Origin of the sequence: Nocardia sp. CA-084685 (assembly GCF_050955785.1) — a bacterium.
Classification (GTDB): domain Bacteria; phylum Actinomycetota; class Actinomycetes; order Mycobacteriales; family Mycobacteriaceae; genus Nocardia.
Genome location: NZ_CP192094.1, coordinates 879240 through 899681 on the forward strand (window position 1 = coordinate 879240; position 20442 = coordinate 899681).

Annotated in this window: 16 protein-coding genes, 1 tRNA gene and 1 pseudogene; 4 read left to right on the top strand and 14 right to left on the bottom strand. The window is 65.0% G+C overall.

What is annotated here, in order from left to right; all coding sequences use genetic code 11:
• Positions 1-1421: 1421 nt before the first annotated feature.
• On the top strand, positions 1422-1748 hold the full coding sequence (locus ACQP2U_RS03810; RefSeq protein WP_433713413.1) for a hypothetical protein: 327 nt from the start codon (positions 1422-1424) through the stop codon (positions 1746-1748).
• Between the two features lie 678 nt (positions 1749-2426).
• On the opposite strand, the gene ACQP2U_RS03815 is transcribed toward ACQP2U_RS03810, so the two are convergent.
• A complete protein-coding gene (locus tag ACQP2U_RS03815; protein WP_433713414.1) occupies positions 2427-4280 on the bottom strand; it encodes a cutinase family protein in 1854 nt (617 codons plus the stop codon).
• Positions 4281-4993: 713 nt separating this feature from the next.
• Between ACQP2U_RS03815 and ACQP2U_RS03820 the strand changes: the two genes are divergently transcribed.
• Both ACQP2U_RS03820 and ACQP2U_RS03825 read left to right on the top strand, forming a co-directional pair.
• Positions 4994-6019 carry an ice-binding family protein gene (locus ACQP2U_RS03820; protein ID WP_433713415.1) on the top strand — a complete coding sequence of 342 codons (1026 nt, stop codon included), beginning with the start codon at positions 4994-4996 and terminating at the stop codon, positions 6017-6019.
• A gap of 1613 nt (positions 6020-7632) precedes the next feature.
• On the top strand, positions 7633-7926 hold the full coding sequence (locus ACQP2U_RS03825; protein ID WP_433713416.1) for a hypothetical protein: 294 nt from the start codon (positions 7633-7635) through the stop codon (positions 7924-7926).
• A gap of 239 nt (positions 7927-8165) precedes the next feature.
• Here the strand turns inward: ACQP2U_RS03825 and ACQP2U_RS03830 are convergent, their stop codons facing one another.
• The 10 genes from ACQP2U_RS03830 to ACQP2U_RS03875 form a co-directional block, all read right to left on the bottom strand.
• On the bottom strand, positions 8166-8564 hold the full coding sequence (locus ACQP2U_RS03830) for a hypothetical protein (RefSeq protein WP_433713417.1): 399 nt from the start codon (positions 8562-8564) through the stop codon (positions 8166-8168).
• Positions 8565-8693: 129 nt separating this feature from the next.
• The gene (locus ACQP2U_RS03835) at positions 8694-9212 is read right to left on the bottom strand and encodes a carboxymuconolactone decarboxylase family protein (protein ID WP_433713418.1); all 519 of its coding nucleotides are present in this window, start codon (positions 9210-9212) and stop codon (positions 8694-8696) included.
• A 38-nt stretch (positions 9213-9250) separates the two neighbouring features.
• Positions 9251-9697, bottom strand: coding sequence for a DoxX family protein (locus ACQP2U_RS03840; RefSeq protein ID WP_433713419.1), 447 nt, complete (start codon positions 9695-9697; stop codon positions 9251-9253).
• 124 nt (positions 9698-9821) lie between these two features.
• Positions 9822-12752, bottom strand: coding sequence for a BTAD domain-containing putative transcriptional regulator (locus ACQP2U_RS03845; protein ID WP_433713420.1), 2931 nt, complete (start codon positions 12750-12752; stop codon positions 9822-9824).
• A 299-nt stretch (positions 12753-13051) separates the two neighbouring features.
• Positions 13052-14053, bottom strand: coding sequence for a GlxA family transcriptional regulator (locus tag ACQP2U_RS03850; protein ID WP_433713421.1), 1002 nt, complete (start codon positions 14051-14053; stop codon positions 13052-13054).
• Between the two features lie 112 nt (positions 14054-14165).
• Positions 14166-15020: an alpha/beta fold hydrolase gene (locus tag ACQP2U_RS03855; RefSeq protein ID WP_433713422.1), complete on the bottom strand. Its 855-nt coding sequence runs from the start codon at positions 15018-15020 to the stop codon at positions 14166-14168.
• Positions 15021-15156: 136 nt separating this feature from the next.
• A complete protein-coding gene (locus tag ACQP2U_RS03860) occupies positions 15157-16113 on the bottom strand; it encodes a pyridoxal-phosphate dependent enzyme (RefSeq protein ID WP_433716360.1) in 957 nt (318 codons plus the stop codon).
• 82 nt (positions 16114-16195) lie between these two features.
• Entirely contained in the window at positions 16196-16768 is a 573-nt protein-coding gene (locus ACQP2U_RS03865; RefSeq protein ID WP_433713423.1) for a carboxymuconolactone decarboxylase family protein, read from the bottom strand.
• Between the two features lie 91 nt (positions 16769-16859).
• Positions 16860-17204, bottom strand: a complete 345-nt coding sequence (locus ACQP2U_RS03870; protein WP_433713425.1) for a putative quinol monooxygenase — start codon at positions 17202-17204, stop codon at positions 16860-16862.
• A gap of 26 nt (positions 17205-17230) precedes the next feature.
• Entirely contained in the window at positions 17231-17413 is a 183-nt protein-coding gene (locus tag ACQP2U_RS03875; RefSeq protein ID WP_433713426.1) for a hypothetical protein, read from the bottom strand.
• A gap of 54 nt (positions 17414-17467) precedes the next feature.
• Here ACQP2U_RS03875 and ACQP2U_RS03880 point away from each other — a divergent pair, with 54 nt between their 5' ends.
• Complete coding sequence (locus ACQP2U_RS03880; protein ID WP_433716361.1) at positions 17468-17857, top strand: hypothetical protein; 390 nt, start codon at positions 17468-17470, stop codon at positions 17855-17857.
• A 417-nt stretch (positions 17858-18274) separates the two neighbouring features.
• Here the strand turns inward: ACQP2U_RS03880 and ACQP2U_RS03885 are convergent.
• The 3 genes and pseudogenes from ACQP2U_RS03885 to ACQP2U_RS03895 all read right to left on the bottom strand — a co-directional run.
• A tRNA-Arg gene (locus ACQP2U_RS03885) sits at positions 18275-18347 on the bottom strand.
• Between the two features lie 444 nt (positions 18348-18791).
• Positions 18792-19637, bottom strand: a complete 846-nt coding sequence (locus ACQP2U_RS03890; RefSeq protein WP_433713428.1) for a DUF1542 domain-containing protein — start codon at positions 19635-19637, stop codon at positions 18792-18794.
• 66 nt (positions 19638-19703) lie between these two features.
• Positions 19704-20323 (bottom strand): annotated as a pseudogene (locus ACQP2U_RS03895) (acyl-CoA dehydrogenase family protein); the annotation flags it as partial.
• Between the last annotated feature and the right edge of the window lie 119 nt (positions 20324-20442).

Genomic DNA, 20442 nt, shown 5'->3' on the forward strand with positions numbered 1-20442 from the left:
TCGACAGTCAGCGGAAGGCCATCGAAAGGGCAGTGCGGGGAGCACCGGAATCGCGCATGCTGGGATGTGCACCCGGTGCCGCAAAATGTGTCCCTTCGCAGGTTGCAGTGCACCAGATCCGGCGCGGTCCGCGCAATACCGCGTCAGGCTCGCAATCTGGTGTCCGACGTGGCGCCGGGTGCTCGCGACCACGGCCGTAGATGCGGCGCCGAGACAGCACCACAATGGCACTCAGCAGCGCCGAATCCGCTCGTTTATCGAATCCGACTTCACCCCGAGTAGCCACGAGCTGTCCTCGGATCCTCCTGCCGTACGGCCGGTTTGGAAGAAAACGGCGCGACCTTGCTCCGCCACCATATCGGGAGTGGATCGGGCGCGCGTATTTAACCAGTCACTTTTGCCGACGGTGCTTCGAATTCGCGCACATATCATTTTCCTCGTCGCGGTGTAGGGCAGCTACCTCGAGTACCTCGGGTCTATTTCGTTGGCTGGAATTGGCACGGTTGCGCCCGGGCGCGCGGCGGAGAGGGATAGGTTTTCGGCCCGACGTTACGGTCACAGCGATGAGGCCGATCAGTAGCAACAAGGCTAGGTGACTTGATGCACGGTCGATTGAACGGAGTGCATTGCCGGAGGTCATCAATGGTGGAGATGATCAGGTCTCGGCCACTGAGAGTGCCGCCGAACATGCTCGTGCACATCGGAGTCGACCCGGTCGCTCCGCTCCGCGCGGCTACGTGGATCCATAGCTGCGGCCACGATACCTAGCAACACCAGCACGACGATCACGCCGATGACAGATCCGCCGATCAACAACAACCGTTTCCTATTCCCTCGACACGTGCGTGGCGCGAACACCACCACCGTTGATCTGATAACCCTTGCGGCACAACTACTTTCACACCCGACGTCCACCAGCCCTCCTAGCTGGCGCGGCCGAGCCAGTCGCTCGGTCACCACGGGCCTCGGGAATCCTGGCCCCAGCCTGAGCCGCAGAGTGGATTTCCGTAGCCGTCCCGAGCCGCAGTGCCCCGATCTCACCAGTCCGCAACCCTATGACCGGCGCGTTCCCAACAGCCGAAACGACCCCGGCTCCCGACGTTCGGCTGATGAGGGCGCCGGGTCGCTGCCTATCTGCGGTTGCCGCGCCCCGGTGTTGTGCTGTGGAGACCCGGGCGCGACGAAATCCATTTGATCACGAATTAGGTTGTGCACCAAAATTTTTGACACAGGTTTCATCAAAGGTTCGTGAAAATGCTGTCGATCGAGTCGGTTTGGAGTGCTCCAACGTTCGACAACCAGACAAGCAACTTGCGCCTTCATGTCAGAGAGTCCGGACTCACCGGGCCGATTCGGATGTGACGCGGTTGTGTGGCGTGTCTGCAGTCATCCGGGCGCGCTGTCGGCAACGAATGAAGGTCATGACCGACTCCTTTCGGGCCTTCGATGATTCGGCGTTGCTCGACTTCGGCAAGCTCGGCATCATCGCCAGCGCAGAAAGCCGCGAGCATCTGCTCGACACGGCGGACCAGTTCCGCGCCGCAGCTTATGACGTGATCGGCAGGACAGTTGATCTCGATTCCGAGCGGGAACTGCAGGTGGTGCTGTTCGACGAGCTGGGCCTTCCGCCTACGCCCGGTCGCGCCACCGACACCGCCACGCTGTATGCACTGCGGGACAAGAAGTCCCATCTATTCCTGACCCACCTGCTCGCCTACCGTTCCATCCGCGCGGCCGCGACTCGGTAACGAGCCGATCAGATCGCGGGGTTACACGCGCCGCGGCGGTTCCGGGTCATTCGGCCACCTGGCCGTATACTGAGCCAACGGCCTCTTCTCAACGTCACCTTGTCGCCGCCATCACCAGTACAGGCCGCGCAGCCGCAGCGGAGGGTCCCGATGGCCGCCGGCGAGATCCGTCGCCTATGTCGACACTTCGAAGCAAATCGCTCGAATGAGTACCCGCCGAACTCGACACCGTAGTGCTGGATGGCCCGCCACTCGACCTTCAAGAACTCGTATGCGAGATCAGGACCTCGCGGAACTTCGATGTAGCCAGCGACCGTAGGTCGGGGGACTGCGGCCGGCCATCAGGAGAAGTCCTGCCAGTGTTCCTGGCGGCAGCGGTCAGGAACTCGAGAAGGAGCGAAGGTGTAGTGGTCATGCCATTGAATTCGGTTGTGGCGATGCCGATTTCAGCGAAAATCGCAGGTACTGGTACTCGGCTCGACACACAAACATGGGCAACTGAGAAACGCCTGGTCATCGTGGGTACGTATCCCGTCTGAGGGATCGCGATTCCCTGCGGGCGTTGGTTAATCGGCCCCAACTTTATGGCGCGCCCGGGGCGGGGCATGTCGAACATGAGAACGGGGACGGCCTGCGCCAACCCGCAGCAACCGCAAAATGGCGATTTATCGGTATCCCCTACAGATACGGGAGTTCGCGCACCGACACCGCGATAAGCGATATGGCTCCGACTGCTGCGACTATCGGCGGCGCGCTCCAACCCCAGCTGGCGCTGTTCGAGGCCGAGTTCGTGGACCCGGCAAGAAAGTTGGATCGGGCACCGACGGCATCGCCAGCGGCGAGCCGATATCGAAGCAGTCGCCACGAAACCAGGAACATCAGGAGCATCCACAGGCAATCCCACATTGTGATATCAGCGTCAGCGGTAACGGATGCCGACATGTCTTTTCGCGGTGCGCGATGTAGGAGCGTGGATTCGGCCGTAGTTGGTTCGGAGGCCTGGATCGCCGGTGGAGATGCATCGTCTGGTGCTACGGCCTGATGTGGATCAATAGGCTGACTGGGAACACTCGGTGCGGCGGAAGCCTTGGCGTTGGCGGCGGAGCCTGTCCGAGTGGCGAGACTGCGTGCCAGCGCTGCAAACCAGTCCGCGACGAATTGGGTTGGCGTTTGGCCGGTTTCGGTGACGGATTCCCATGTGTAGGCGCCGTGGCGTGCGACAACATCCTGATATCTCGCCCACGTTGCGGGTTCGAGGAGCGCGGCGTTGTCTGCGACGGCAAAGGCGACCGCGTCGAACGCTTGTGTCACCAAGTTCCCGACGGGTTCGATCGGCTCCGATGGGAATCGCGGGCCAGTAACTTTTTCCGTAAGGAGGGCAATGCCGTCCAAAGGTTGATTCTCGCCCACGCTGAGAATTTCGGTGACTTCGCTCGGTTCGAGTGTCACGCCTACTACGGCGAGCAAAATATTGAGCGTGACTGTAGCCACTTTGAGCAATGCTGCCTGCGCGTCGGGACCATAAACCGGTACCCGCGGGTCCGAGGCTTCGGCAAGGCGCTGACTGAGCGTCCTTTCGGACGTCAGCGTCAGGGTTTCAACCGTATTGCCATCCACGTCCTGGCTGACCACGGCGGCGGCGGTCTTCACGGTTGTCGCGACAACGGCTTGAATGATCGAGGACAGTGCGGTGAATGGGTCGAGTGGGGAGAGCAGTGCCTGGCCGATGATGTTCGTCAACGCGTGCAGTATCGGTGTGCCGGCGGGCGCATCGCAGGCGAGGTCTTCTGCAATGCATAGCGAGGCCACGCGTCCGGTGAGCGCGCCGAAGTCTGCCGCAATGTCTTGTTGCGGTCCGATACCACCGCCCGCTGGCATCGCCTGTGCAACTGGTGGCAGCCCCGCTAATGCTGTTCGGTCGATGCCGGGCGCGGGGGCGGGGATGCGCTGTCCCGGCGCGCCGGGGAACACTGGTGCCCCCGGGTCGCGGGTCGGGTCGCCGAAGAGTGCGGCGCCGGCTATCTTGTCCGGTGTCACCACACCGTATCCGAGCCCTACTTCCCGCAGGAACAGCGAAACAACGTGCGCCCCTTGTGAATACCCCAGCAAAGCCAGGCTGGTGTTCTCGCATCTAGCGCTGATCGCGCGGGCCATGCTGCGCAACTCGTCGAGTCCGGCGGAGACGGATTGTGCGTACGGCGACGTGGCAGCGCCGGGCACGATCCCGCCGAACGCCGCGGGATAGGGCACGTATGCGCGATCGATCGCTCCGGGCTTCGAAATGCTGGCCAGCAATGGCGCGAAAACGCCCGACAGCAAGCCGGTGTCGACGGTGGGCGATGCGCTGAAAGAGGACTGCCCTGTGCCCTGAACCCCGAGGGTGTATAGGGCCGGGCAGTCGGTCGGATCGAATTCCGGAGCAGCGGTCGCGGGTTCGGCGACGGCGGCGCCGGTCGTTGCGACGACTGCACACACGCCGGTTACGGCGAGTGCTCGAGCTATCTTCCTCGACACTACGATCCGACCTCTCACAGACTCGAGCTTCTACTTGGACTTGCCGTACTTCACGTTCATCCCGCCGGATTGTCATTGCCCCCTAGAGCAGCCCGCCGGTCAGAAAATGGAGTGTGTCTCCCACGACGGCGAGAAGTCCTGTGACGACGTTGATTACGGGCTGGAGGATCATTCGAACAGCCTCTCGGTCGGTTGATCACCTATGTATCGGGGCGTAGTGAATTGGTTGCGGCCCGACCCCCGACCGACTGTTTCGAGATGTCGGGGGTCGGACCGCAACCAAACATTCGTGTCAGAGCAGCGAGTGGACCAAAACGCTGACGACACCGGTGAGAAGGTTGCCCACGATCGGCAGCAGACCGCTGAGGAGACCCATGTTTGTTTAACCTCTTCCTGTTTGGTGATTGGTGTTCCCCCGAAGACGGGCCTCGAGGGTGCTTGCGTGGTCGCCCGCCAGAAGAGGGATCGCGCATTGTTTTGCGAACCGCTGATACTCCCGTGGCGAGACTCGACCGTGACACCGATTCAGTAGCAAGCAAACTGACGCGAGCATCGCCCCCGCCCCACTACATCGGCATCGAAAGGTACTTCGTAAGTCGCGCGACCCTGGATGGGTTAATTTCTGGCTTCGATTTATCGGCGTGGTCAGGGCGGTTTGGACGCTGCTATAACAGCGATGGGCAAATCATGACCGACCCATCCACGTACCCGAGCTGCATCGAAGACGCACAGTGACATTCACACGTGTGCCGTTCAACGGCGAAGGGAAACCAGTGACATTGGCGTCCAACTCGCCCCGGGCGCGTCCGGTCGGACGATTGATCATCGCTGCGGTGACGGTTGTGACCGCCACAGTCCTGCTGATCTTCAATGGGGTCGCGTCAGCGGCCCAGCCCCCTGTCGGGTTGGGAACGGCCGCGTCCTTTGCGGTACTGGCGGGCCAGATGGTCACCAACACGGGGCCTACGATCATCTCCGATGTGGGGGTCAGCCCGGGGAGTGCGATTACCGGGTTCCCGCCGGGACTTATTACGCACGGAACGGGAACCTTCCACGCTGCCGACGCGGTGGCGTTGCACGCGCAAACGGATCTGACTACGGCATATAACGATGCTGCGGGTCGCGGTCCTGCCACCGCCGCTCCCCCTGATCTCGGCGGCCAAACACTGGTCGCGGGGGTGTACAACACGGCGGGCCCCATGGGCCTAACCGGGACAGTCACCCTCGATGGGCAAAATGATCCCAACTCGGTCTGGATCTTCCAAGCGGGATCTACGTTGATCACGGCATCGAACAGCACGGTCGCCCTCATCAACGGGGCCTCACCGTGCAACGTCTTCTGGCAGGTGGGTAGCTCCGCGACATTGGGCACCAACACCACCTTCGTCGGAACCATCATGGCGTTGACCTCGATCTCGGCGCAGAGCGGAACCATCGTGGAGGGACGGCTGTTGGCACGGAACGGCCAGGTCAGCCTGGACAACAACAGGATCACCCGACCCAACTGCACTATCCCACCGACGTCCACGACTACAGCGCCGCCGACAACGACAACGACAACTGCACCGCCAACAACGCCGGTGACAACTATCCCCATCCCCATTCCGATTCCCGGTGGCGGTATTCCGGGTGGACCGGGTAGGGGCGGACCGGGTGAGCAGGGACCTGGCGAGCAAGGCCCCAACGAGGAAGGCCCCGGCGGTGGCGGGGACGTCCCCGAAGGCTCGCCAGAAACGGGTGGGGGTGGTACTGCCTAGCCTGGGCAATTCACCGTTTTCCGGCATTGTGTACCGGGAGACAGCGAAAGGTGCTGTAGCGAGTGGCCGGGAGGAGTTTCAACCCCCGGCCTTCCCGGACCCCCGAGGCCGTCGAGGCAGCCGCTGATCGCGATGATGATCAGGCCGCCCGCGACGAGGACGATCGTGCCCGCGCTGGTGTGTGTCAAGTGTGGACCGGTGAAATTCCGGGCCCGACCTACACAGCGGGTCCCCGCCCCGGCTGACCGGAACCATCGAAACAAATTGAGCAACAGCTGAATTGGCTGCCTGATGTCGACTTCTCACAGTCGGGTGCAGGCCTTGCTGGTCCTGCTCGAACGCGCTCAGGATTTCCGGTGTCAGGGTCGGGCGGGTATCGGCGACCGCAGTCAGGTAGTCCTCGGTGGTCGTGGGTTCGCGTGTACTCGCGCATTGCGCGTCTGAACGCGGACTGTGCGCCTGCACGGCCGCGTATTTGATATCGGCGGGGGTGAATTGCGCTGTGGCGCAGACCAAACGGTCGAGGTCGATGGCTTCGTGGCGGGGCCGAGATATCCTCGCCAGATCGCGTTCCGTGCCAGTGTGTCCGGTGGGCCGACCAGAATCGTGCCTGCGTCACCGAACCCAGTGTGGTCCATAGCTTTTTGCCGACAGCGGCCATCTACCGGCCACGCGCCTGGGGTGTCGTGGGCTGATTCATCGGCGAGGTCGAATTGCGTTGCCTCGAAGGAACTCCCACCCATCCCAGTCCTCCACACCCGGAACCGTCACGGCCCTCGGATTACCCCATCACGATGGGCAAGTCCGGTCAGCGAAAACGCCCAGTTCAGCGCTACCCATCAACCGGGCGGCTGTCGGACCGTCACGCAGGTGTCACGGGCCGACACGCATGCGACCGTGTATTTCCCGAATGCTGCGAGGTATTGAGAAAGGGCAGCGATGACGAATCCATATTCGGCAATCGCCGCCGCTCCGTGGGGCCGCCACGTGCGATCGGGTACGTGAACAGCGCACTGGGTGAGCGGGTGATGAACGAGATGTGCGTGTCGGAATGTGCTGCCGCTCTGGGCTATCAGCTGGTGCGGATGGTGGTTCGAGACCCATCGAAAGTGGACGACCCGGTAGCGCGGCTGATCAACACCGCACGCGGTTACAACGTCGCTGCGGTGATCGCGGCAACGCGCACGAGGCGTTCGACATCCCGATTTCCCCGCGACGGGGGATTGGCCGACCTGCTGGCCGAAGCACGCCACCCCAATCGCCGGTTCGAGCGGTGGTGGTGGAGGAGATCGAACGCGCCGCGCGGTGGACTCATCAGTCCACTCAGCTCGAACACGAGTTGGAAACCGTGGGCGTGCCGCTGTTCGCCGCAAATGAGGGGCCGATCTCGCTGTCGGAGAAACGCGCCACCCAGATCCTGGTGCGGCGCATGAAACAAGGTGTGGCCGAATGGTTCCTGCGCCACACTCTCGAACAGTCCTGGGAGGGCTACTGCGAACACACCATACAAGGCTGGAACATCGGCAAACCCCTCTACGGCGACCTCAACGAGCGAGCCCCGCACCCGGTCGCGGGCCAAATGAGAAGAGGGACGCACCAAATCCCGACTCGTCGTGGACCTCGAACGCGCACCGGCGGTCGTGCGGATCTTCCAGCTGCGACACGACGAACACCTCGCCTATGAAGTGATCGCGGCGCGGTTGAACGACGACCTCGACCGCTACCCGCCCCCGACACCGAACCGGCCCGAGCGAGCAACCCTGGATAACTACGCCGATCTGTTCGACGACGATCTCGACGAAGTGGCGAACAGATTGAACTCGGCGCGAACCAACTTCGCTACTGCGTACTCTCTGCGTACTCAAGGCGACGCAGAAGTGGTCGACCTTCGGAAAATGCCGAGCTGACCTGGGGAAATGATGTGCCCTCGGCAGGGCACGCACAACATGGGCAGCTGGGAAACGCCTGGTCATCGTAGGCGTGTATCCGGTCCGACGATAGTGGTCAGTATGTACGGACCGGCAGACCGTTCTCATCCAGAGTGCCTACGGCAGAGTTAATCGAAGATGAGAACGGGGACGAGCAGTGGTTTCTAGGTCACTCGTGACCTTCTGCGAACGCGATGCACGGTAGCTGCATTTTTCTGTCAGCCGCGGTGGGCGCGGCCGGGCGCATTGAGCAACCACCGCCAGCGCGGGAGCTCGGCTAGCACCGTGACGAGTGTTAGTGCGGTGACCAGGATGGCGAGCCAGGGGTGCCACGAGAGCCAGGGGCTGATCAGGGCTGCCGAGAGTTGGAGTACGACAAGGCCGATCGTGACTGTGCCCGGGACCGGGACGAGGGTTTGTTTCTTGTCGCCCGGCGTGGAGAAGAGGGTGGGCAAGCCGATGAGTAGGACCACGGCGGCGATGGCGAGTATGACCGAATAGTCGGCCAGCGCCCAGGGGGTAGCGATCCAGGCGATCAGTTCGGTGCTGAAACGGAGGATCGAGGGGATGCGGCCTCGGGCAGTGAGGTTGGGAGAGACAGTCGTGGGGTCGAGCATGGCCGACAGCGTTAAGCGGGGAGCCGTAAAGTCGCGGCTTACGCTGGGCGCGAGATGCCCAGCGTAAGCCGGGAAAGCGCGGTCGCCGTGCCCATCGGCATTGCGACCGCGTCCCGTCGGGCGCGGGATTTACTGTCCCGCAACAGGTGTCCACTGTGCTGCGGGCGATACGCCGGGGATCGGCTTGCCGATGACGGCCACCGGGACGAAGAAGTTCACCTGCCCAATTGCCATCGCCAGGGTGGCCAATGCCTTGTCGTCGTAGTGGGCACTGGCCTGCGTGTACAGCTCGTCGGACACCCGCGGGCCCTCGGGCGACGGTTGCAGGACAGCCTCGACCAGGGCGAGCGCGGCGCGTTCGGCGTCGGTGAAGTAGGGGGCGTCCTGCCAGGTCACCACGGCCGCGATGCGTTCTTCGGACTCGCCTGCCTTACGCAAGCCGCCTGCCTGCTGCAGCACCAAATAGGTGCTTCCGACGATCTGTCCGGCGCGCAACTGGATCAGGCCGATCGTGGTCCGCGGGACCGAGCCGTTGCCGGTGGCCTTGAACAGTGCCTTGGCGACGTCGCCCATTTCCGGAACGAGTTGTTGTGGGTTGGGCAGCCGCGAGCCGGTCAGCTCCTGTGTGGTGTTCGCATTGGTTGACATGATGATTTCCTTTCTCCTGATATCAGGTTCGGTGTGGCTCAGGCATGCTGCGGTCGGTGCTGGAGAGCACCGAGTTTGTTCAGCGATGCGGACTGTGTGATGGCGACGCCGGTGGGCAGCGCCGCGCGGGTGGCGACGGTGAAGGCGGCGAACAGCAGTGGCCCGCCCCACTTGTCCGGGCTGTCACCGACGGCCAGGTGTGAGGCCGCGGCCCCGCCGTAAACGAAAAACAATCCGGCGTAGGCCCATTCTTTCGTGCGCGGGTGGCCGGGCGTGAGGAGCGCGACCAGCACCGCGACCTTGGCCGCGCCGAGGATGGTCGCGAAATACATCGGATACCCGAGTTCGCTGAACACCTCACGGACGTAGGGGGTGCGGGCCAGGTCCCAGTAGGAACCGACCGCGGTCTCGGTCAGCACGGCGGCTGCGGGCACCCATTTCGCCAATTGCAGTGCGCGAGAAGAAAGTTTCGCGGCGATGGTCATTGATGTTTACTCCTGTTGCGTAAATGCACCAGGACAGCGTCGGCCGCCGGGTTGATACTTCTGCGATGTGGCCGCGATGGGACCGGCGACGCGCCTGCATCGTCGATGAGTCGCTCGGGGACGGCTACGGCAGTCCGGCCAGAAATTCCGCCACGTCGCCGGCCTCCGGTAGGCCGAGTGTCTCGAACAGATTCAATGCGAGCGCGGCCTGCCTGCGAGCCAGGTCCAACTGGCCGCGAAGGTGATGGGCTCGCGCCAGCCCATCATGGGCGCCGGCGAGCGCGGGCGTGTTGCCCGTCTCCGTCGCGAGTTCGAGCGCGGCGGAGTGATCGCGGATCGCCTGTGCGGCATCGTCGCAGGCACGGACGGTCTCGCCCAGCCCGTTCAGCGCGGCCGCCATGTCGCTGCGATTGCCGAGCGAGCCGAACAGCTCGACCGCCTGGCGGTGATAGCGGTGGGCCTCGTCGAGCATTCCGTGTCGGCGGCACAGTGTGCCGAGCTTGTCGAGCACCAAGGCTTCTCCCAGCTGGTTGTCCGCCTGGCGGTGCAGCACCAGCGCCCGATCGAGATGGTCGCGGGCCTGGGGATACTGGCTCTCGTCGAGAACCAGCGCGAGACTGCCGAGGACATGGGCCTCGCCGCTGCGATTACCGATCTCGCGGGTGAGCCGGAGCGCGGTCTGGAAATGGCCGTACGCCTCGGCAAGGTCGCGTTGCCGCCAGCAAATGTTGCCGAGTGTGTTGTGGGCGCGTGCTTCCTCGAAGCGATCCCCGCTCGTCCGGGCCGCGGTCAATGCCTGCTCCGAATACTGTGTCGCGTCCGGGTATTCGCCCTGCCTCCAGCAAGTCCAGCCGAGGTCGGTCAGCGCCCGCGCCTCACCGGACCCATCGGCGAGCCTGCGGTTGGCCGCCAGTGCGACCGCGTGCAGCCGGACCGCGTCGGCATGGTGTGAGTATCCGTCCAGATAGGGCCGCAGCGTTGCGGCCATATCGCGTGCATAAGCCAGCCGATCGTGATCTGCGGCATGGAGGGTGGCTGCGATGAGATTGTCGCGTTCGGCATGCAACCACGCTGCCGCGGCGTCCGGGTCCTCGAAAGCAGTGATCGTGACGGTGGCGGGCGGCAATGGACTGCGGTCGGCGGCGCTGTGGCGGAACCGCAGATCCACCGCGGCCCGGGCGGTATGCAGATAATGGTCGAGTAGCTGGGACAGCGAATCGTCGCGCGCAATGTCGGACTCGTCGGCCGCTACGATCGCGGCCGCATAGGCGCGCAGCAGATCATGCAACAGATAACGCCCGGGTTCCTGCTGTGTGGCGGCATGCACATCCAACAGACCCTCGAGCACCAGTTCGGCGTCGTCGGAGCAGGGCAGGCCAGCCAGGGCGGCCGCCGCGGCCGGGTCGACGTCGCGGCCGGGGAGCAGGCCGAGCAGCCGGAACATGCGCTGCTGGCCGGAGGTGAGTTGACTGTAGGACAGCGCGAAGGCCGCGGCGACGCCGCGTTCGGAGGTTGACAACTCGGCGAGGCGCCGGCGCTCGTCGCGTAGCCGTTCCGCCAGGTAAGACACGGTCCATTGCGGGCGGTGCAGCAGTCGGGCTGCCGCGATCCGTACCGCCAGTGGCAGAAATCCGCACAGCTGCAGCACATCGAGTGCCGCCACCGGCTGCGCAGCGGCTCGTTCACCGACGATCTGCTCGAACAGTGCCACGGCATCGCGGGGTGGCAGTACCTGCATTGAAACAGCCTGTGCGCCATCGAGATCGACCAGCCGTCGGCGGCTGGTGATCAGTATCAGGCTGTCGGTGGCGGCAGGCAGCAGCGGACGAATATGGTTGGTGTCTGCGGCGTTGTCGAGCACGGTGACGATTCGGCGACCGATCAGCTCGGTGCGCCACAGCGCGCCCCGATCGCTCTCGTCGGCCGGGATGCGATTGGGCGGGATTCCGATCTGGCGCAACAGTATTTCCAGTGCGGCGGCCGGAGCGAGCGCGGCGCCATCGGCCGCGTATGCCTGCAGATCGACGAACAACTGGCCGTCGGGGTACCGGTCGGTGAGGCGGTGAGCGACATGGACGGCCAGCGCGGTCTTGCCGACCCCGGCCATACCGTCGACAGCGACGACACCGCCCGAGCCGCAGGGGGCGGCGCCGAGCCGATTCAGTTCGGCTTCCCGGCCCGCGAAATCGGGAATGTCGTAGGGCAGGAAGTTCGTTCGGCGCGGCGGAGGATTCGGCGACGGCGGCGGGGTGGGAGACGACGTGGCCGGTCGATGAGACTCGACAGGTTCCGCGTCGGTGTGGTTCGCGGGCAACCGCAACCTGGGATCGTCGCGCAGGATCGCCTGTTCCAGCTCGGAAAATGACGATCCCGGGTCCAGCCCGTGCCGTTCGACGAGTGTGTTTCTCAGTGAGCGGGCCGTGGCCAGCGCGTCGCTCTGCCGTCCGGACCGATACAGCGCAAGCATCAACTGGCCGGCGAGCCGTTCCCGCAACGGGTTCTCGGCCAGCGCTGCGATCAGTTCATCCAGCAGGAGTTCGTGACTGCCTAGCGACAACTCCAGGTCCATCAGTCGCTCGAACGCGCTGAGCCGCTGCTCGTGCAACCGGGCGCGGGCACCGGCCACATAATCGGCAGTCAGATCGGCCAGAGCGTCCCCTCGCCACAGCGCCAGTCCCGTGCGCAATTTCGCGGCAGCGGCGTGAGTATCCGCCTCGCGTGTGGCGGCGGCGACGTGACCGGTGAACTCGGCGAGGTCGAACTGATCCGGCGTCGGATGTGCAACGTACCCGGCGGCCCGGGTTTCGATGACCGACGCGGCGTCGGTGTTGCGCAGGACCCGTCGGATCGCGGTGAGGGCGGCGTGGATCTGTGCGCGGGCGGTGACGGGCGCATCGAGTCCCCAGACGGCGTCGACGAGCCGATCGATGGTGCAGACTCTGCCGTCGTTGAGGAGCAGGTAGGTGAGCACTCCGCGGTGGCGAGGAGCCAAAGCCGTGGCTTGCCCGTCGACAGTGATCTCGACGGGTCCGAGAATCGAGAAATGTACCTGCATGGGTTGCGATGAGATCAATGCGCTGTGTCCGTTCCGGAGGGGCGATGGGCCGGGACGCAGGGCGCGTTCTGGGAACAGTTCGCTCACGACGCCGGGCACCGGATCCGATGGAACGGCTGGCCGCTGACACGAACGCCGCAGCGTCGGCGGATATCGTGTGGAAGATTCCGAGCCGACGCGAGCGATGCGCGTGTCAAGCAGTAACTCATGCTCCCCGATTGCGACTCGTGCGCTCCGAAAACCCTTGGTACAGGTCGCAATCGGGACACATGAGGGTCCCGTCGGCTGGATAATTCTGCTCACGCAGGGTTGAGCTGGGGATGCGTGGCAGTGGTGGAGGCAATCTGCTGTCGGTAAGCGTCGGGGGTGGTGGACAGCCGCCGGGCGATCAACCGGTGCAGTGTCTTGCCGTGCTTGTAGCCGACCGTGCGGGCAATCGCGTCGACGGTGAGGTCGGTGCTCTCGAGCAATCGGCGAGCGGCCTCCAGCCGCAGGGTCTCGATGAAATGTGCTGGAGTGGTACCGGTCTCGGCGCGGAAGGTCCGCGCAAAGGTGCGTTCGCTCATCCCCGCTCGGGTGGCCAGCGCTGCGATTGTCAGATCCCCGGTCAGGTGGTCGGGCAGCCATTGCTGTACTGCCCGGATCGATGGTGTCCGGGCGGGCTGGCTGCGCAGCTGCGCGCTGAACTGTTCCTGCCCGCCCGCTCGATGGACGTAAATGACCAGTTGGCGGGCGATGAGCTGCGCGATCTCGGCGCCGAGATCGGCGTCCACCAAAGCCAGCGCCATATCGATTCCCGCACTGACCCCGGCCGACGTCCACCGATTGCGGTCGTGGACGAAAATCCGGTCCACCTCCACTCTTACCAGCGGAAATGCGCGGGCCAGATGATCACCCGCCCCCCAGTGCGTGGTGGCTCGGTACCCGTTCAGCAGCCCTGCTGCGGCCAGCACCAACGCGCCCGCGCACACCGAGGTGATTCGCTGGGACCTCCGCGCGAGTGCGGGCAGTTGCTGTGCCACCTCCGACGACGTCTCCGGCACGAATGCCCCGAACCCCCCGACCACGAGCAGGGTGTCGATCACCTCGGTGGTCGCAGCAACCTCCTCCAATGCTCGGTCGACAGCGAAGCTCACCCCGCCCGCGAGTTCGATCGTCCGACCGCCCGGTGACGCCGTGATCAGTCGATAGGCCGGACCGCCCACTGCATGGTTGGCCGTAGCGAACACATCAAGCGGACCCGCCAGGTCGAGCAGCTGGAAACCGTCGTAGACGACAAACACGACCGTCCGAGTAAGCACGCCGACATTATGACGGCCCTCCGAACTTTCCGACGCCGAAGTGCAGGGCGGGTATCCGCTTAGAGGGCGGTGTGCCGGGTATGCGAGCCGGCAGCCCGAGGGGGACATGTCGTCAGCCGACTCGGTTTTCCGCCACCCGGGTCGCGAGAAAGTTGACAATGAGTTCTGCTGTGGCGTCGGGCTTTTCAGCATGAAGGTAGTGGCCGCCGGCGATGGTCGCGAGCTGCCCGATACCCGGCGGCATGGCGGAGATGACCGCTTCGCCCTCGGCCGTCGGATCGACGAAATCCGGGTCCGAGGTGCCCATGATCACCAGCGCTGGGCAGGCGACATTGGGCAGCTGAGCGTGCGCGTCGGTCGGCCGGGACTCGACCTTCATGAATTCCGCCATCCGCCCTGGCTCGCGCAGCGTGGCAGCCAATGCCGCCGTGTACTCTGCGTGGTCGGCCGGCTTGGTCGGGTAGGCCACGTCGAGGTAGCGCAGCCACCATCGCAGGCTTCCCGTTGCGGTCATGCCGAGCCGCAGCATCCCCTGCCGATACCGGCGAACCCTGCAGAAACCCGGCACGCTGAACTTTTGGGCCAGGGTGAAAGGGTTTATCTGCACGATGCCCGCGACCAGCTCCGGTGCGGTGGCGGCAGCGATCGTCGCCGCGCCCCCGGAAATCGAATGCCCGATGATCACCGCCGGACCGCCGAAGTGCTCGATCACCCCGACCAGATCCCGCGCTACATCGGTCCGGCTGATGACTGCCCGCCCGGTCTGCGACACCCAGTCCATAGACGACTGGCCATGCCCGCGAATGTCCATATTGACAACCCGGTAGCCTGCCGCAGCCAGCCGCGGTACGACGGCCCGGTACACCTGGCGATGGTCGCCCATGCCGTGTGCCAATAGCACGAGCGGCCCGTCCCCGAGCGTGTCGTAGGCGATCCGGCCACCGGTCAACTCCACAAATTCGGTCACTGCTTCGCCTCTCCTGAAGTCCCTGCAGGTCAGGGACACACTGTGATGACCGAAATTGAACGGCAGAAAGCGGCCGAGCGCGAGGACGGCGGCAGATCCGGTCACCGAGCTGGCAGGGATCGTCACCGACCTTCGGTCAGTTGTCGATCAGGTCGGCGGGATCGGTATTGGCCCCGCACAAGACGATTCCGATCCGCTCCGCGGGCCGGGGCCGGTAGGCGCCGGTGAGCACGGCCGCCAGGCCCACCGCCGAACCGTATTCGACGGCGATGCGGTGGCGTTGCCACAACTGCAGGCGCGCGTGAACGATTGCGCCGTCGTCCACGACAACCGAACGGGCGTCGGTGGTCTTGGCCCACGCCAGGGCGGCGGGTGACACTCGGGGCGCGCCCAGGGATTCCGCGGCGATGGAATCGATATCCACCTCCAAGACGGCGTCTGCGGCCAGCGCAGCGTGCAGCGCCTGGCTGCCCTCTGGTTCGGCTCCGACCAGCCGGATACCCAAGGTGTCGGCGACGGCGGCGATACCGGAGAACATGCCGCCGGCGCCGACTGCGCAGACGACAGTGTCCAGCATCGGGCGGGCGGCAGCGAGTTCGAGCAGGATGGTGCCTGCGCCTGCACAGGTGAGGGTGTCGTCGTGGGTATAGGCGTCGATGGCCCCGGTTTGCTCCTGGAATCGCCGGGCGACCTGCAACGTATCCGCTTTGGTCGCACCCGCCACGTGCACCTCGGCGCCGAGGCTGCGCAGCCGTTCGACCCTGGCCGAGGGAGTCGAACGATCGAGGAACACCGTCGCGGGAATACCGAGCCGCTGGGCCGCCCAGGCGAATCCGATGTCTGCGTTGCCGCCGGTGGCCGAGACGATGCCGGCGGCCGGCATTCGTCGCGCCTGCACCAGAGCAACCACCAGGTTCGCCGCACCCCGGGCCTTGAAGGAACCGGTGTGCTGCAGGAATTCCAGGGCCAGAACGATCTCGGCGTCCGGGACGAGATCCGCATCTGCGTCGATCACTGTCAGCGGTCGGAGGATCCCTTTGATGCGATCGGCGGCCGCCGCAACGTCGTCGATGGCAGGAAGGCATGGACCCATCACCCGACACTGCTCCTCATGCCGACCGACGTACCGCCGACAACGACGGGCCGGGTGGGAACACCAGCGCCCGAACCCGGCATCATCGCTGCTCGCCAGCCGGATCGGTATGGCGCACCCGCGGCCAGTCGATCGGCACCCGCCCAGCGAGCGACAAATAGGAGTCGAACACTCCGAGCGCAATCTCGGCCACCACATCGACGAGTTCTGCCACCGACAGCATGGCTCGGGCCGCGGCCAGCTCCTGGTCGGTGACCGCCCCGCCGCGGCGGACCAGTGCCGTCGCCCAGGCCAGGATCGCGGCCTGCTTCGGATCCGACGCTGTGCCGAATCGTGCGTCGGCCACTGCGTCCTCGCTCAGTCCGGCCACCCGCGAGGCGAGAAAGCTGTGGGCCGATAGTACGTAATCGCATCGGTGCTCCTGTGCCAGCAGCAGGCCAACGCGCGTCCGGGTCGCCGCCTCCAGCGCGCTGTCACCGCGCAGTGAGCCGGCAAGAGCGAGATACCCGCGCATCGCGGCCGGACTGTGCGCCAGCACCTTTGCGAGATTGGGCGTGATCCCGAACATGGTTTGGGCGGTGTCGAAGAGAGTGCGGGTGGCGTCGGCCGTCGTCTCCGGCTCGATCAGCGGCAACTCGAGCATGTGGTCGGACATGCGGTCAGCATTGTCGGCCAGGTTGATACTTTTGCGATGCGCTCGCGATGGGACTTCGGATGCCATGAAGAACGCCAGGAACCCGAACTCATCACCCGGGGAAGAGCCGCTCGGTGTTCCGCTGCCGGGTTCTCGACCGTTCACCCGGTGGGGCGGTGACGAGTTCGCGGATGGTCATCGGCTCGGCGAGCACGAATTCGAGCACCTGCTGCACGTGTCGGAAGTGCGCGGAGGTGAAGTGTTCGGCGAGTGCCTGCGCGCCGGTCCACTGCTCGACGATCACCATCCGGCCTGCGTGGTTGGGGTCGAGGTAGGGCCGGTAGGCCAGGCAGCCGGGCTCCTCCAGCGAAGGCTCGATCATCGCCTCCAGCGCGGTGCGAAGCCGGTCCTCCTGCCCGGGCGCGGCCAGGCACTCGGCGATGACGGTCAATGACATGGTGATCTCCTGTGCGGTAGGGGTTTTCACGGCTGAGCGGGGCCGGCGCCCGCGCCGGATGCGGTGATCGCGGCGGCGATCTCGGCCAGGTCCGACGGTGTCAGCGTCACCGAGTCCGCGCCGATCCAGCCGTCGACCTGGTCTGATCTGCGTGCACCGACGATGGCTCCGGTGATACCCGGCCAGGCCAGCACCCAGGCGATGGCCACCTCGCCGCCGCGCTGATCACCGACTTCGGCGCACTGCCACCCACGCAGCGAAACCTGGCCCGCCTGGTGTACCTGGACGAGGGCATGCGCAGCCTCTACGCCGACTGGCCGCAAAAGACCCGCGACGTGGCCGCCTACCTCCGGCTCGACGCCGGGCGGCACCCGGACGACCCGGAAACGGCGGCCCTGCTCGACGAACTGTCGGCGGCCAGCGCGGAATTCCGGCCAGCGTGGGCAGAGCACCACCTGAAGGACAAGACCCACGGCCGGTACGTCTACCGGCACCCGGTGGTCGGCGAAGTGGACCTCGGCTTCGAAACCCTGCGCCTGCCCGACGATCCGGACCAAGCACTGATCGCGCACACGGTCGAGGAAGGCTCACCCTCGCACACCGCTTTGCGGTTACTCGCCAGCTGGGCCGAGGAGACGCGGCCGGTCGCCTGAGACCACTCGCCGTGGCGGCACACCGGGTGTCGGACTGATCGTCTCCACTCCGAAGGGATCACACATGAATACCCGCCGTCATGGTGGGCCGTCCTCTTCGGCCGATCAGAGATTGCCGTCGAAGGCGAGTTCCTGGACACGGTGATCGGCATGGCTGGCACTGCCACCGAGATCGTCATGCTGCGACCGCCCTGCGGAGGAACGGCGCTGGAGCTTTCGAGTTTCGGACGGCCGGACCACCTCCCGGGTTCTCCCGCCGCGCCGGCGAGTTGTCGGACCGATTGCCCATGTTTTGTGTTTCCTGGGAGATTCGCACGGGCGACCGATTGACCTGCGCTTTTCGTTCTGTTGGCAATCCGAAAGCGATGTGCAGTTAAAGAAAACCCGCTGAACTGCGGAGACGTTTCGCAGGGTAAGTGCCCTCGGCAGGATTCGAACCTGCGACACCCGCTTTAGGAGAGCGGTGCTCTATCCCCTGAGCTACGAGGGCTTAACTGGTGGTGCCGGGGCACCGATCGGGACGTCGGGGAGTCTACCGGGTCGGGGGCGAGGGGGCCGCATCGATTTGGTCGGGGGCGTCATCGGGGTCGAGATCGGTTGGGGTTAACGGGGATAGGGCATCTGTCTGAGACTGTTGGTGGCGCGGGTCTGTTCTATCGGATCGGCAGGCATGTCGGGGTGGTCGATCCCGGTCGTGGGTCGGCTTCCGAGGTGTGGCGACGAGAAGCGCGCCGGACTCCGGAGCTGTCGACCCCGCAGCCGCCTCTGGTGCGGAGCCGACCTCCGTCAGGCATCGGCCCCTGGTGTGAGGTCGGTTTCTGGGGTCCGGCTTGCGAAAGTTGTTCCCTGTTCGGGATCGCTCGCGAGACAAAGCTGTCTCAGACAATAAGGGTCGGTTGTTGTGCTCGGGGAGCGACTCGTGCCGCTCAGTGCATCAGAAACCGCCGTCGAACCCGCCCCCATCGAACCCGCCGCCGTCGAAGCCCCCACCGTCGTACCCCCCGCCGGAGTCGTACCCACCTTGATCGTCGGAGTACCCGCCCTGATCCGCTGAGTCGTAACCCTGATCCCCACCCGGCGCGTCGAGCGCGTCCTGATACCCCTCGCCGTAACCACTTTCGAATCCCTGCACGTCATACCCCACCCCGGACATTCCGGAGAACAGTGAGGAGAACAGCAGTGCCGACCCCAAACCCCAAGCGCCGCCGAGCAATGCGGGCCGCCACCACGGCTCGGAATACCAGCCCGCGGGCACCGGCCGCCCGGCGACGCGCCCGCCCGGATAGTAATTCGGCGTCTCCGTGGAGGGATTCGGCGATGCGGCGACTTCGCGGCCCTCGTATTCGACGACGCGCTTCTCGGTGACCCGCCCGGCGGTGTCCTGACCGTCCAGCGCCGGAATCGCCGGGCCCGGATCCATCAACATCGCGGTGCGCGCCGCGCGGATGTAGTACATGCCCTCGACCGCGGTCTGCTTCGCCAGCCGCGCCTGGGCGGGCGTGCGCGCCTGCTCGATCTGTGATCCGGCCGCGATGTGTCGCTCCGAGGCGTCGGCGAGTGCCTGCTTCGCCGCCTCGTTGCTACCGCTGAGGTTGTAGACCTGACCTGCGAGCCGTTCGATCATCTGCCTGGCGTCGGCGGCCGCATCATCGAACTCGCGTGCCGCGCGCTGTCTGGTCTGCTGCGTCTGATAGATGACGTAGGCCGCCGCGAGCAGGATCACAACGCCGATCAGTACCCACAGCATCGCTCGCGCCCCTTCGTCATCGGTGCAGGTCATCACCGAGTTTACTGGTGGATTGCGGAGACTGGGCTGAGCTTGGCGGCGGGCGGTGTCCCGCCTTGTCTATTGTCCGGCGAGCTGGCGGGCGATGACCAGACGTTGGATCTGATTGGTGCCCTCGAAGATCTGCCTCGGCCTCGGCCTCGCGCATAACGCCACCGGGAAGTCGCGCGTGTTGCCGTAGCCGCCGAAGACCTGCACTGCATCGGCGGTGACTTTCATCGCGGCGGCGGTGGCGATCAGTTGGGCGACACCGGCCTGACGTGAGTAGGGGAGTCCGGCATGCGGCGTCGAGGTAGGTCGCGCGCCGAATCCAGCGCGGCGGCGATATCGGCGAGTACGAAACCGAGGCCCTGATGGTCGATGATGTGGCGGGCGAAGGCCCTTCGTTGCTGGGCATAGCGGGCATTGTCGATGGCGCGCTGCGCGAGGCCGAGGCGACCTGAGTCCAAGCGCTGTATGTGACCGAAAGTCGTTGTCCCTCAATGCTTTCAGTCAATTGATGGGTAAACAGGCGGCGGCATTCACGCAGGCCGATTCTCCTCATCGACCTTACCGAAACTCAGACCTCCGCTGGCTACCAGGAACAGGAGATGCCGCGCGACCCTCGCAGTTCCTGGCGAACAGGGTGCGGCCGCCATACTGGTTCACGCCTTCGAACCATTGATCCGGTACCCACCCTCTCGGATTCGACCACGCGAGTATGGAGACGCTGTCGACGATTTCGCGGGTGAGCTCGATCGGATCGCAGGCCTCCGGCGTCGGCAATATCCGGTCAAGGGGCATATCACCTGTCTTCCCG